Raw genomic sequence first — 13,830 nt, forward strand, 5'->3', positions numbered from 1 at the left:
GGTACGGCTCGCGGGAGCGGTTACGCCTCGAACACCTCGCGCACGAGCTGCTCCTGCTCCGCCTGGTGCCGCTTCGCGGAACCGACGGCCGGGGAGGAGCTGTGCGGACGGGAGATGCGGCGCAGGCGCTCGCCGGCCGGGATGTCCGCGCCGACCGCCAGGTCCAGGTGGTCGATGAGGTTCAGGGCGATGAACGGCCACGCACCCTGGTTCGCCGGCTCCTCCTGGGCCCACAGGTACTTCTCCGCGTTCGGGTACTTGGCGATCTCCGCCTGGAGCTCGGCACCCGGCAGCGGGTACAGGCGCTCGAGGCGGATGATCGCCGTGTCCGTCACGCCCCGCTTGCGGCGCTCGGCGTCCAGGTCGTAGTAGACCTTGCCCGCGGTGAAGACGACCTTCTTCACGGCCGCCGGGTCCACCGACGCGTCGCCGATGACCGGACGGAACTGGCCCGTGGTGAACTCCTCCGCCTTCGACGCCGCGGCCTTCAGGCGCAGCATCGACTTCGGGGTGAAGACGACCAGCGGCTTGTGGTGCGGGTTGTGCACCTGCCACCGCAGGAGGTGGAAGTAGCTCGACGGCAGGGTCGGCATCGCGACCGTCATGTTGTTCTGCGCGCAGAGCTGGAGGAACCGCTCCGGGCGGGCGGAGGAGTGGTCCGGGCCCTGGCCCTCGTAGCCGTGCGGCAGGAGCAGGGTGACGCCGGAGGTCTGGCCCCACTTCTGCTCGGCGGAGGAGATGAACTCGTCCACCACCGTCTGGGCGCCGTTGGTGAAGTCGCCGAACTGCGCCTCCCACATCACCAGCGCGTCCGGGCGGGCCAGCGAGTAGCCGTACTCGAAGCCCATCGCCGCGTACTCGGACAGCAGGGAGTCGTAGACGTTGTACCGGGCCTGGTCCTCGGACAGGTACAGCAGCGGGGTGAAGTCCTCGCCCGTCTCACGGTCGATGATCACCGCGTGCCGCTGGCCGAAGGTGCCGCGGCGGGAGTCCTGGCCGGACAGCCGGACCGGGACGCCCTCCAGGAGCAGCGAGCCGATGGCGAGGGTCTCGCCCATGCCCCAGTCGATCGTGCCGTCCTCGACCATCGCCGCCCGGCGCTGGAGCTGCGGCAGCAGCCGCGGGTGGACGGTGATGTGGTCCGGGATGTTGACCTGGGACTCGGCGATGCGCTTGACGACCTCGGCGGAGACGGCCGTGGACACCGCGACCGGGAAGCCGTCCTGCGGCGCCTGGACGTCCCCGGAGGCCGGCTGGGAGGTGGCCTCGCGGACCTCGGTGAAGACCTTCTCCAGCTGGCCCTGGTAGTCCTGGAGCGCCTGCTCGGCCTCTTCCAGGGTGATGTCGCCCCGGCCGATCAGCGACTCGGTGTAGAGCTTGCGCACCGAGCGCTTCTTGTCGATCAGGTCGTACATCAGCGGCTGGGTGAAGGCCGGGTTGTCCGACTCGTTGTGACCGCGGCGGCGGTAGCAGATGAGGTCGATCACCACGTCCTTGTTGAACGCCTGGCGGAACTCGAAGGCCAGCCGCGCCACGCGGACCACGGCCTCCGGGTCGTCGCCGTTCACGTGGAAGATCGGGGCCTCGATCATCCTCGCCACGTCCGTCGCGTACATGGACGAACGCGAGGACTCCGGGGCGGCCGTGAAGCCGACCTGGTTGTTGATGACGATGTGGACCGTGCCGCCGGTGCGGTAGCCGCGCAGCTGCGACATGTTCAGGGTCTCGGCCACCACGCCCTGGCCCGCGAAGGCCGCGTCGCCGTGGATGGCCACCGGCAGGACCGTGAAGTCCGTGCCGCCCTTGTTGATGATGTCCTGCTTGGCGCGGGAGACGCCCTCCAGGATCGGGTCCACCGCCTCCAGGTGGGAGGGGTTGGCCACCAGCGAGACGTTGATCTGCTCGCCGTCCAGGCCGGTGAAGGTGCCCTCGGCGCCCAGGTGGTACTTCACGTCGCCGGAGCCGTGCATCGACTTCGGGTCGAGGTTGCCCTCGAACTCGCGGAAGATCTGCGCGTACGACTTGCCGACGATGTTGGCCAGGACGTTGAGACGGCCGCGGTGGGCCATGCCGATGACGACCTCGTCCAGGCGGGACTCGGCCGCCGAGTCGATGACCGCGTCAAGCAGCGGGATGACGGACTCGCCGCCCTCCAGGGAGAACCGCTTCTGGCCGACGTACTTCGTCTGCAGGAAGGTCTCGAAGGCCTCGGCCGCGTTCAGCCGGCGCAGGATGCGCAGCTGCTCCTCGCGCTCCGGCTTGGAGTGCGGGCGCTCCACACGGTCCTGGATCCACTTGCGCTGCCTGGGGTCCTGGATGTGCATGAACTCGATGCCGACCGTGCGGCAGTACGAGTCGCGCAGCACGCCGAGGATGTCGCGCAGCTTCATCAGCGTCTTGCCGGCGAAGCCGCCGACCGCGAAGTCGCGCTCCAGGTCCCACAGGGTGAGCCCGTGCTCGGTGATGTCCAGGTCGGGGTGCTTGCGCTGCTGGTACTCCAGCGGGTCGGTGTCGGCCATGACGTGGCCGCGGACCCGGTAGGAGTGGATCAGCTCGAAGACGCGGGCGGCCTTCGTGACGTCGTCGTCGTGCGAGGCGTCGATGTCCTTGAGCCAGCGGACCGGCTCGTAGGGGATGCGCAGCGACTTGAAGATGTCGTCGTAGAAGTCGTGCTCGCCGAGCAGCAGGTTGGCGACGGCGCGCAGGAACTCGCCGGAGGCGGCGCCCTGGATCACCCGGTGGTCGTAGGTCGACGTGAGCGTCATGACCTTGGAGATGCCGAGCTTGTTCAGGGTGTCCTGGGAGGTGCCCTGGAACTCAGCCGGGTAGTCCATGGAGCCGACGCCCATGATCACCGACTGGCCGGGCATCAGCCGCGGCACGGAGTGGACCGTGCCGAGACCGCCGGGGTTGGTGAGGGAGACGGTGACGCCGGTGAAATCGTCCATCGTCAGCTTGTTGTCGCGGGCGCGACGGACGATGTCCTCGTAGGCCTGCCAGAACTCGAAGAAGTTCAGCGTCTCGGCCTTCTTGATGGCGGCCACGACGAGCTGGCGGTCGCCGTTGGGCTTGACCAGGTCGATGGCCAGACCGAGGTTGACGTGGTCCGGCTTGACCAGGGTGGGCTTGCCGTCCTTCTGGGCGAAGGACCAGTTCATCGACGGCATCTGCTTGATGGCCTGGACCATCGCGTAGCCGATGATGTGCGTGAAGGAGATCTTCCCGCCGCGGGCCCGCTTGAGGTGGTTGTTGATGACGATGCGGTTGTCGAACAGCAGCTTCACCGGGACGGCGCGCACGGACGTGGCCGTGGGCAGCTCCAGCGAGGCGTTCATGTTCTTCGCGACCGCGGCGGAGGGGCCACGCAGCGTGACGAACTCCGGACCCCCGGGTGCCTCTGCGGCGGGCTCGGCCTTGGCAGCGGGCTTCGCCGGCGCCGGGGCCTGAGCGGCGGGCTTCGCGGGAGCCGGAGCGGCTGCCGCGGGCCGCGGCGCGGCCGGAGGCTGCGCGGGAGCGACCGGAGCGGCGGCGGCCTGCGGAGCGGGCCGGACCGGGGCGGCCGGAGCGGCGGGCGCCGCCTGAGCCGTGGTGGTGGTCTCCGCGGCCCCCGCGACCGCGGTACCCGCCGGAGCCTGCGGGGCGGCGGCCCCGGGCCTGTAGTCGGCGAAGAAGTCCCACCAGGCGCGGTCTACGGAGTTCGGGTCCTGGAGGTACTGCTGATAGATCTCGTCGACGAGCCACTCGTTGGCACCGAACGCGGCCGCGGGGTTCTTCCCGGCTTGGTCGGTGTCGGTCGAGATGCTCGAGTTACTGGGGGACTGTGGCGACACGGCGGCAACCGCCCTCTTCCGCTTCACAAGAATGATGGACAGCGGGAATAAAGGCTACGCCCCTGAAGGGGGGAAGGTCAGGTCGGGCCACTCCTTCGTCATGTAAGTCACATCAAAACCCGGGTTTCGGGGCTTGAAATGGCGGGAAACAAGCGTAGTTCCGCTGCGCCAGGGAAGGGGGGACCCGGGCCTGACCCCTGTGGGATGCAGGCCCCGGCCTGATCACACGTGTCCGCCTGCGCGGATGCTCGTGGATCTTGGGGTTCGTGATTGAACTTTACGTCAACTTGGCAAAGAGGGCAGGCCCGGAAGAGTGACGAGGATCCGGCAGCCCCGCTCGGATTCGGCCACCCCGATCCGGCCGCCGTGCAGATCCACCGCCCAGCGGGCGATCGCCAGGCCGAGTCCGGTGCCGCCGTCGCTGCCCGGGCCGTGCGGCCGGTTCACCGAGCCCCGGTTGAAGCGCTCGAAGACGCGGTGCCACTCCGAGCGCGGGATGCCGGGCCCCTCGTCCAGGACCTCCAGCTCCAGCGACTGCGGCTGCGGGCCGCGCCGCGCCTTCACCGTCACGCGCCCGTGCGGCGGGCTGTGCTTGACCGCGTTGTCGATCAGGTTGGCGACCACCTGGTGGATGCGCTCGGGGTCGGCGTGCGCGGTCAGCTCGGGCGGAAAGACGTCCAGGTGCAGATGGACGTCCGTACGGGTGTGGCTGCCGGAGTCGGAGGCGATGCCCGCGCGGGCCGAGGCGACCATGTTGGCCTCCTTCAGCACGCCCGACAGGTAGGGCCACACCTCGAAGCGGCGCAGTTTCAGCGGCACCACGCCGTTGTCGAGGCGGGACAGGTCCAGCAGCGTCTCCACCAGCCGGCCGAGCCGCTCGGTCTGCTTCAGTGCCGTGCGCATGGTCTCGGGGTCGGCCTCGGTGACCCCGTCGACGATGTTCTCCAGCACCGCGCGCAGGCCCGCGATGGGCGTGCGCAGCTCGTGCGAGACGTTCGCCACCAGCTCCTTGCGCTGGCGGTCCTGGGCCGCCAGCTCGTCGGCCATGCGGTTGATCGTCTGGGCCAGGTCGCCCAGCTCGTCCCGGCGGTTCTCGCGCACCCGGCGCGTGTAGTCGCCGTGCGAGATGGAGCGGGCCACCGTGTTCATCTCGTCCAGCGGCGCGGTGAGCGAGTGCGCCACGAACTGCGTGATGAGCAGTGTGGCGATCATCGAGAAGACCGTGATGAAGCGCAGCTCGGTCGCCGTGCGCACCGCGATCATCAGCAGACCGGTGGTGATCAGCACCGATATGACGACCAGCGCGCCCAGCTTGGTCTTGATCGAGAACGGGCGCACGCCACCCCAGGGCTCGCCCTGGTCCCTCCGTGCGGCCGGCCCGTCGCTCACGGTGTCGGTGTCTCCAGCGCGTAGCCCACGCCGTGCACCGTGCGGATCCGCTCGGCGCCGATCTTCCGGCGCAGCGCCTTGATGTGGCTGTCCACGGTCCGGGTGCCGGAGGCGTCCGCCCAGTCCCACACCTCCGCCAGCAGCTGCTCGCGCGAGAGCACCGCGCGCGGGGTGTTCGCCAGGCAGACCAGGAGGTCGAACTCGGTCGGGGTGAGGTGGACGTCCTCGCCGCGTACGCGCACCCGGCGCTGGGCGTGGTCGATCTCCAGCTCGCCCAGGCGCAGGATGCCGCTGCGCGGGGTCGCCGCGGCCAGCGCGGCCCGCTCCATGCGGCGCAGCAGCACGTGCACGCGTGCGGCCAGCTCCCGCATCGAGAACGGCTTGGTCATGTAGTCGTCCGCGCCGACCCCGAGGCCGACCAGCATGTCGGTCTCGTCGTCGCGCGCGGTGAGCATCATCACCGGCACCGGGCGCTGGGCCTGCACGCGGCGGCAGACCTCCAGGCCGTCGAAGCCGGGCAGCATGATGTCGAGGATCAGCAGGTCGGGCTGCCAGGCCTCGGCGGTGTCCACGGCGGCCGGCCCGTCGCCCGCGGTCTGCACGAGGAATCCCTCGGCGCGCAGGCGGGTGGCGATGGCATCCATGATGGTCTGGTCGTCCTCGACCACCAGGACCCGGCGCTGGGCGCCCGGGGTGGCCGTCGTGCCGTTGTGCGCGGTGTGTGTCTGCTCCATCGCCCGCCCCTGAGTGTGCTTTCCGGAATCCGTGGGGTGATTCCTTGACTGCGCGTAGTTGCGATTGACGCTTGAATGATCGGCGCCAAGGGAGCAGCGTACGGGGACTCCCCACACCTTTGCTATCCAGGTAGGACCGCGAGATGCACGACGTCCGGAACGCCCCGGGCAACGGGGACCTCTTCGGTGCGCACCTGTCGGAATCCGACATTCCGCAAGGTTCCTTCAAATTCCGCAGATGGCTTCGCGGACCACACGGCGAGTACCCCGCCCGGCTTCAACGCCCTTGCGCAGCTTGTCAGTCCGGCCTGTCCGTACAGCTCCTGGTTGTCCTCGGTGACCGTCCAGTCGGGGCCGTTGTCGATGTCCAGGCACAGCGCGTCGAACGTGTCGGATGTCTCATTGACGTAGGCGATCAGATCTCCTTCGACGATCTCGGTGCGCGGGTCGGCCAGCGCGCGGGCGGTCAGCTCGGCGAGGGGGCCGCCGCGGTGCCAGTCGATGATCGCGCGTTCGCGTTCGACAACGGTGATCCGTCCCCAGTGCGGGTCCGCCGCGGCGTGCGCGAGTGAGAAGCCGACACCGAGGCCGCCGATCAGGACGCTCGGTGCCCGCCGCTCCGGCAGCGCGGTGAGCGCCGCGTCGACCAGGAGGCGCTCGGAGCGTCCGTCGGAGGTGTCCATCAGGAAGCAGCCGTTGGCGATGATCTGCAGCAGTGCCCCGTGCCGGCGCAGCACGACCTCGCCGTGGGGGCCCTCGCGGCGGTCCAGCACCTCGGGGGCGTCGTACGAGCCGGTCATGGGGTCATCCTGCCCCAACGGACCCGTACGGCCACATGAATTAAGGGTGACACCCGTGTGCGAGCGCGTCGCGGGCTTCGCCCGTCTGCGGGGTTGCCGGGCCCGCTGGGGTCGCCGGGAACCTAATAGGTTGCTGAGAATTGTTGCGTGGGTGGCGTCGGTCATGGACAGGGGCGCCCGGCACACGAAGTGTGGAGCGCGACGGAAGGAGTGCCGCACCGTGGAACGGACCGCGACGGCCGGCCCCTCGGGCCCGCCGGCACCTTCGGGTCGCCCCCTGCCTCCGGACGCCGTCATGGACGAGGGCGCGGACGGAGGCGCGGACACGGCCGTGGCCGACGTTCCGGTACAGGTGTCGCAGGCGCTGTACGGGATGCCGCAGCAGCGGGCGCACGGCGCCGTCCTGGGAGGCGGGCGCGCGGAACCGGCCCGCTCGGCGCGGCCCGCCGTGGGATTCAGAGGGCTGCGCGGTCTGCGTCCCTGGCGGCTGCTGCCCAGCCCCACCGGCACCCCCTTCACCTTCGGGTACGCGGCGCTGCTGGTCGTCACCTCGCTCGTCGCCCGGTACGCCGATCCCGCGGTGGTGGACGCCCTGCAGCAGAGCTCCAGCACGGATGTCGCCCACCTCGTGCGGGCGCCCCTGCTGGTGCTGCCGGCCAGCGCGCTGTGGATCGCGGGCGGCGTCGTGTCGGCGTACTCCCTGTGCTTCCTGCTGGTCCTCACCGCGCTGGAACGCCGGATAGGCGGTCTGCGCACCGTCGGCGTGTTCCTGTTCGGGCACGTCCTGGCCACCCTCGCCACCGAGGTCCCCGTCGGGCTCGCGGTGCTCACGGGCCGCCTGCCGGGCAGTTCGGCGCACCGCCTCGACTACGGCATCAGCTTCGGCGTCGCGGCCAGTCTCGGCGCCCTGGCCGGCCTGCTCACGCCCTGGCTCCGCTGGCCCCTGCTCACCCTGTTCGTGGGCATGCTGGTTCAGGACCTGGCCGCGTTCGACGATCCGATGACGAGCTGCGGCCATCTGATCGCGGTGGGGCTCGGCGTGGCGACGTGGCCGGTGATACGGCGCTGGCGGCGGACGCGTCTCGCGGAGGCGGGTGCCGCGCCCGGGACGGCCTGAGCCTCTTCCGGCTCCCTGTCCTGTCTGCCCTCTCTTCCTCTCTCCTTGCTCTCCCTTCTCTCCTCTGTCTCCCTTCTCTCCTCTGTCTCCTTTCTTTCTCCCTCCTTTCTGCCTGTGTGTGCTGTTTGTGGATGCCCGATCGCTCAGAGCGAACAGATGCCGGGGAACAATCGACCGGCGTCGTGCATTGAGTCGGCATAGCTCAACTTGACTGCCGAAGGGAAGATCATGGCTGCTGAGTCCACTGCCTTCACACCGCTCACCCTGCCCGTGCTGCCGCTCGACGACGAGGTCGTACTGCCCGGGATGGTGGTTCCGCTCGACCTGAGCCACGCCGAGGTACGGGCCGCGGTGGAGGCCGCGCAGGCCGCCGCGCGGGACGAGCCAGGCAAGCCCAGGGTGCTGCTGGTGCCGCGGATCGAGGGGACATACGCCAAGACCGGTGTGCTGGGCACGGTCGAGCAGGTGGGCCGGCTGGCCGACGGTGACCCGGGCGCGCTCATCCGCGGCCGCGGACGTGTGCGGATCGGCGCCGGGACCACCGGTCCTGGCGCGGCGCTGTGGGTCGAGGGGACCCGGATCGAGGAGAACCTGCCCGAGCCGCTGCCCGGCCAGGTCGCCGAACTGGTGAAGGAGTACAAGGCGCTCGCCACCGCCTGGCTGCGCAAGCGCGGCGCCTGGCAGGTGGTCGACCGCGTGCAGGCAATCGACGACGTCTCCGCGCTCGCCGACAACTCCGGCTACTCGCCCTTCCTGACCACCGAGCAGAAGGTCGAGCTGCTGGAGACGGCCGACCCGGTGGCCCGTCTCAAGCTCGCCACCCAGCAACTGCGCGACCACCTCGCCGAGCAGGACGTGGCCGAGTCCATCGCCAAGGACGTCCAGGAGGGCGTCGACAAGCAGCAGCGCGAGTTCCTGCTGCGGCGCCAGCTGGAGGCCGTCCGCAAGGAGCTGCGCGAGCTGAACGGGGAGAGCGACGGCGAGGAGTCCGACGACTACCGCGCCCGCGTCGAGGCCGCCGACCTGCCCGAGAAGGTCCGGGAGGCCGCGCTCAAGGAGGTCGACAAGCTGGAGCGCGCCTCCGACGCGTCCCCCGAGGGCTCCTGGATCCGCACCTGGCTCGACACGATCCTCGACATGCCGTGGAACGAGCGAACCGATGACAGTGCTTCCGCTTACGACATCCAGGGCGCCAAGGCGGTCCTGGACGCCGAGCACGCGGGTCTGGAGGACGTGAAGGAGCGGATCACCGAGTACCTGGCGGTGCGCAAGCGGCGCGGCGACCGGGGCCTGGGCGTGATCGGCGGGCGGCGCGGCGGTGCCGTGCTCGCGCTCGTCGGGCCGCCCGGTGTGGGAAAGACCAGCCTCGGCGAGTCCGTCGCCCACGCGATGGGACGGAAGTTCGTGCGCGTCGCCCTGGGCGGCGTCCGCGACGAGGCCGAGATCCGCGGTCACCGGCGTACGTACGTCGGCGCGCTGCCCGGGCGGATCGTGCGCGCCGTCAAGGAGGCCGGGTCGATGAACCCGGTGGTCCTGCTGGACGAGATCGACAAGGTGGGTTCCGACTTCCGCGGGGACCCGGCCGCGGCCCTGCTCGAAGTCCTGGACCCGGCGCAGAACCACACCTTCCGGGACCACTACCTGGAGGTGGAGCTGGACCTGTCCGACGTCGTCTTCCTGGCCACGGCCAACGTCCTGGAGGCGATCCCGGAGGCGCTGGCCGACCGGATGGAGATCGTGCGCCTGGACGGCTACACCGAGGACGAGAAGGTCGTCATCGCGCGCGACCACCTGCTTCCGCGCCAGCTGGAGCGGACGGGCCTGCACCGGGACGAGGTGACGATCGAGGAGGGCGCGCTGCGCAGGCTCGCCGGCGAGTACACGCGCGAGGCGGGTGTGCGCACCCTGGAGCGGTCCATCGCACGGCTGCTGCGCAAGATCGCGGCGCAGCACGAACTGGGTGAGCGGGAGCTGCCGTTCACCGTCACGGACGGTGAACTGCGGGGGCTGATCGGCCGTCCGCACCACGTACCGGAGTCCGCCCAGGACCCGGCCGAGCGGCGGACGTCCGTCCCGGGCGTGGCGACGGGCCTCGCGGTCACCGGGGCCGGCGGCGACGTCCTCTTCGTCGAGGCGTCCCTGGCGGACCCGGAGACGGGCGCGGCCGGGCTGACCCTGACCGGTCAGCTGGGCGACGTGATGAAGGAGTCCGCGCAGATCGCGCTGAGCTTCCTGCGCAGCCACGGCGCGGAACTGGAGCTGCCCGTGGGCGATCTGAAGGACCGGGGTGTGCACATCCACTTCCCGGCGGGCGCGGTGCCGAAGGACGGTCCGAGCGCGGGCATCACGATGACGACCGCGCTCGCCTCGCTCCTGTCCGGCCGCCTGGTCCGCACGGACGTGGCGATGACCGGCGAGGTCTCGCTGACCGGGCGTGTCCTGCCCATCGGCGGCGTCAAGCAGAAGCTGCTCGCCGCCCATCGCGCGGGTGTGACGACGGTGGTCATCCCCAAGCGGAACGAGCCCGACCTGGACGACGTACCGGCGGAGGTGCTGGACAAGCTCGACGTCCACACCGTCACCGACGTCCGCCAGGTCCTGGAACTGGCCCTGACCCCCGCGACGAACGGCGCGTCACCGGAGATCCCGGCCGCCGCGTAGCGCTGCCGCGCGGTGAGCGGTTCATTGGGGCGCAAGTACGGCCCACCTCGGCTCACCGCCGTGGCCTGCCGGCCGCCAGGCGCCGTTGCCTGATGGCAGGCCACCGCGGCCGACGCGGGAGGCCCGACCGGGTCGCCCGCGCCGCGAGCGCGGCTAGCCTCTGAGCATGTGGCCGTGCCCCGGGTTTCCGGCTCTATCGCCACCCCGTGGACTTCGGCTGAACCAGCGCGCGCTGGGGCTGACCCAACTGCCACACCCCCGGGCTCCCGCCGAGCACCATGCCCGGGGCCTCCGGCTGTATCGCCGCGCCGGGGTCTGCGGCTTTATCGCCATGCGCGAGATGTGCCGAATCGCCGCCCTGCCCAGGCGCCCGGCCGAACCGCCGTGCCCCCGCCGGGGGAGGGGCTGAGCTGACGAGCCCCGGGGTTCCGGGCCGAACTCCCGGCCAGGCCACCCCCGGGGCTCCGGGCGATGCCGCCGCCTCCTCGGCTCCGGTCGAGACGTTGCGCCCCCGGGGCGGCGGGGGGCGTGGGGTTCCGGGGCGCGCCCGGTGTGGGCCGCCGCGCTTGCGCCGGGGGCGCCCCGGGCCCCGGTCGGGGCGACTCCCTGCCCCGGCCGGGGAGTCGGGGGCCAGTGCTGCGACTGGAAAGGTTCACCGGCTCGCGACGCCCGGCACGGCTCCCCCAAGCTCTTCGAGCAGGGGGGACCCCCAGCCGCGTTGTCGCATCACCCGAGTACATCCAGTACGCGGGTGATGCTCCGCCTTGCGATGTACCGCACCGGACGCCGCGAGCTTTCCGGCAAACCTTCCCGGTCACAGCACTAGCCGTTGGCGAGTGCCTGTACGCGGTCCAGCGCGCCGTTGAACTTGTCGTGGTCGCCGACCGTCGGGCCGGACGACGTGTACTGCCACATGGTGTAGTAGCCCCAGCCGGCCGGCAGGGTGCCCGGGTCGGAGGCGTAACGGGCTATCCACAGCGGGTTGTTGGTGGCGAAGCCGCCGTAGTTGCCGGTGCACTGGGTCCACCAGCTGGTGGCCGTGTAGATCACGGCGTCCCGGCCCGTGCGGGCCTTGTAGGTGTTCAGGAAGTCGGCGATCCAGCCGACCATCGCGCTCGCCGTCTTGCCGTAGCAGGCGGCCCCGTAGGGGTTCCACTCGATGTCGAGGGCGCCCGGCAGGGTCTTGCCGTCGCGGGACCAGCCGCCGCCGTGGTCGACGAAGTAGTTGGCCTGGGCGGCGCCGCTGGTGGTGTCCGGGGTCGCGAAGTGGTACGCGCCGCGGATCATGCCGACGCCGTACGAGCCGTTGTACTGCTGGGCGAAGTAGGGGTTCGTGTAGTACGTCCCCTCGGTGGCCTTCGTGTACGCCCACCTGACGCCGCTGTTCCACAGCGTGGACCAGGCGACGTTGCCCTGGTAGCCGGACACGTCGACGCCCTCGGTCTGGGTGGCGTCGCCGCCGGCCGGCGTGCCGCCCTGGCCGTCGTGCGGCACGACGCCCATGCCCATGTAGGCGGAGCCGCGGGCGGGCACGGTGGCGGCGGCGGAGGGGAGGGTGAAGAGCAGGGAGAACGCGGCGAGCAGGATTCCCGCGGCGGTGAGCCGCCGTACGCGGGCCGTTCCGGATCTGTGCACGGACATGACGTGCCTCCGAAGCTCGGTGGTGCTCGGTGGGGGGATACGGGCATGACCCGGTCACGGCCATGTCCCGGTCGCGCTGACGAGCAGGGCCACGCCGGCCCGCGACCGCGGGCGACAGCAGTGGCGTGAGCATGCCGGTAATTGCCTGGCAACGAAGCTACGCACGTAGACCGGCGCCTGGGAAGGGGGCCCGGAGTCTGCCGATGGTCCACGCCTGCGAAATACTGACGGAGCTGCGGTGATGGCGCCGACTGGCGGAAACTTTCAGGAACGGGAAACCTTCAGGCAGGGGCTGACGTGCACGAAGACGCAAACGGCGGCGGACGCGAGGGCGCGTCCGGCACGGCACCGAGTGGTGCGGACCGGGAGTTCCTGTCCCTCGAACGGGAACTGACGGTGCTGCTGCGGCGTGCGCGGGCCAACCAGGGTGAGATGGCCCGCGAGGTCCACCCCCATCTGGAGCCCGCCGCCTACGGACTGCTGGTCCGCCTGGAGGAGTGCGGCCGCCAGCGCGCCACGGAGCTGGCCGGCTACATCGGCGTCGGCAAGGCGACCATGTCACGCCAACTGCACGCACTGGAGCAACTCGGCCTGGTCGCCCGGGAACCGGACCCCGCCGACGGCCGGGCCTGGCTGGTGGCCCTCACCGACGACGGCCGCCGCCGGGTCGGTCAGGTGCGCGAGGCCCGCCGTGCCCGCTACGTCAGCCAGCTCGCCCACTGGGACCGCCGCGAGGTGGCCGAACTGGCCCGGCTGCTGCACGAGTTGAACGAGGTCACGGAGAAGTAGCCGGCCCGCGGCCCCGGCCGCTCACAGCTCCACGAACACCACCGTCGCGTCGTCGTGCGTCTTGCTGCGGCGCAGATACGTCCGCTCCTCCTTGTCGGCCGTCTCCAGGGCCCGCACCCGGCCCACGAGCGAGCCCGCACCCTCCTCGCGCACGAGACCGAGGCACCGCGCCCAGTCACCCGCCTGGAACTTCTCCACCCACCGCGCCGCCCCGTCCGTCAGCGCGGCCAGCGCGCGGACCTCGGCGCGCGGCACGCTGCCCGTCACGGCACGGGCGGCCACCGAGGGATCCGCCGCCGCGGTGAAGAAGCCGCCCTCCTTGTTGCGCACGACGGCGTCGATGAGCGCGTCCGTGGCGAGCGAGGCCCGGGGAAGCCGGGCCAGCCGGTCGTCCAGGACCGGGGTGACCGGACCGTCGGGGGACTCCAGCAGCAGGACCGAGTCGGACAGCACCAGGTACTCGACCGCCTCCGCCGACCAGCGGGCCAGAACAACGGTTGCCTGTGGCGTGCGCGGGTGAGAAAGGTCACAGGTCGGAGCGTGTGACTCGGCGGTACGGAGGATCGCGCGCGAAAGAATCTCCGGCAGTGTCAGATCTCGGCAGGAAACCGTCAGTTCGGTCAGCGCGCCGCCCAGTCGGGCGGTGAACCAGGAGACCGAATGCGAACACCCCGTTCCGGTCCGCGGCGGTGTCACCCCGTCCAGGACGACAAGGCAACCGCCCTGTCCAGACGCGGGTAGTCCGATACTCGCGAAGTCCTCGTTGGGGCAGTCGGGACGGCCGGGCTCCGAAACAACCTCAGTGCGCATCCGGCCAGTCTGCACGAGCCCTTCACAAGCCCTGCGAAAGGGTGGCAACCATCCGGGAT

The 13,830-nt window shown here is 70.8% G+C and carries 9 protein-coding genes; 3 read left to right on the forward strand and 6 right to left on the reverse strand.

The features are described from left to right. Window positions 1–20: 20 nt before the first annotated feature. From ACIQFZ_RS02625 to ACIQFZ_RS02640, 4 genes are all read right to left on the reverse strand, one after another. Window positions 21–3,830, reverse strand: a complete 3,810-nt coding sequence (locus tag ACIQFZ_RS02625; RefSeq protein ID WP_383057071.1) for a multifunctional oxoglutarate decarboxylase/oxoglutarate dehydrogenase thiamine pyrophosphate-binding subunit/dihydrolipoyllysine-residue succinyltransferase subunit — start codon at window positions 3,828–3,830, stop codon at window positions 21–23. A gap of 282 nt (window positions 3,831–4,112) precedes the next feature. Beyond that, complete coding sequence (locus ACIQFZ_RS02630) at window positions 4,113–5,219, reverse strand: ATP-binding protein (RefSeq protein WP_365431040.1); 1,107 nt, start codon at window positions 5,217–5,219, stop codon at window positions 4,113–4,115. Beyond that, a complete protein-coding gene (locus ACIQFZ_RS02635) occupies window positions 5,216–5,953 on the reverse strand; it encodes a response regulator transcription factor (RefSeq protein ID WP_100568110.1) in 738 nt (245 codons plus the stop codon). The genes ACIQFZ_RS02630 and ACIQFZ_RS02635 overlap by 4 nt, the downstream gene beginning before the upstream one ends. 122 nt (window positions 5,954–6,075) lie before the next feature. Continuing rightward, window positions 6,076–6,753 (reverse strand): spermidine synthase, encoded by a 678-nt coding sequence (locus tag ACIQFZ_RS02640; RefSeq protein ID WP_383057072.1) that lies wholly within the window; start codon window positions 6,751–6,753, stop codon window positions 6,076–6,078. 220 nt (window positions 6,754–6,973) lie between these two features. Here ACIQFZ_RS02640 and ACIQFZ_RS02645 point away from each other — a divergent pair, with 220 nt between their 5' ends. Beyond that, entirely contained in the window at window positions 6,974–7,870 is an 897-nt protein-coding gene (locus tag ACIQFZ_RS02645) for a rhomboid-like protein (RefSeq protein ID WP_402690428.1), read from the forward strand. A 228-nt stretch (window positions 7,871–8,098) separates the two neighbouring features. Further along, on the forward strand, window positions 8,099–10,531 hold the full coding sequence (lon, locus tag ACIQFZ_RS02650) for an endopeptidase La (protein ID WP_365776602.1): 2,433 nt from the start codon (window positions 8,099–8,101) through the stop codon (window positions 10,529–10,531). Window positions 10,532–11,353: 822 nt separating this feature from the next. On the opposite strand, the gene ACIQFZ_RS02655 is transcribed toward lon, so the two are convergent. Continuing rightward, window positions 11,354–12,172, reverse strand: coding sequence for a lysozyme (locus ACIQFZ_RS02655; protein ID WP_365434535.1), 819 nt, complete (start codon window positions 12,170–12,172; stop codon window positions 11,354–11,356). A gap of 297 nt (window positions 12,173–12,469) precedes the next feature. On the opposite strand from ACIQFZ_RS02655, the gene ACIQFZ_RS02660 reads away from it, so the two are divergent. After that, window positions 12,470–12,961 (forward strand): MarR family winged helix-turn-helix transcriptional regulator, encoded by a 492-nt coding sequence (locus tag ACIQFZ_RS02660; RefSeq protein ID WP_376652147.1) that lies wholly within the window; start codon window positions 12,470–12,472, stop codon window positions 12,959–12,961. A 21-nt stretch (window positions 12,962–12,982) separates the two neighbouring features. Here ACIQFZ_RS02660 and ACIQFZ_RS02665 read toward each other — a convergent pair whose 3' ends face one another. Further along, window positions 12,983–13,771, reverse strand: coding sequence for a hypothetical protein (locus ACIQFZ_RS02665; protein ID WP_365434540.1), 789 nt, complete (start codon window positions 13,769–13,771; stop codon window positions 12,983–12,985). Window positions 13,772–13,830: the final 59 nt, after the last annotated feature.

Origin of the sequence: Streptomyces sp. NPDC093064 (assembly GCF_044754605.1) — a bacterium.
GTDB lineage: Bacteria > Actinomycetota > Actinomycetes > Streptomycetales > Streptomycetaceae > Streptomyces.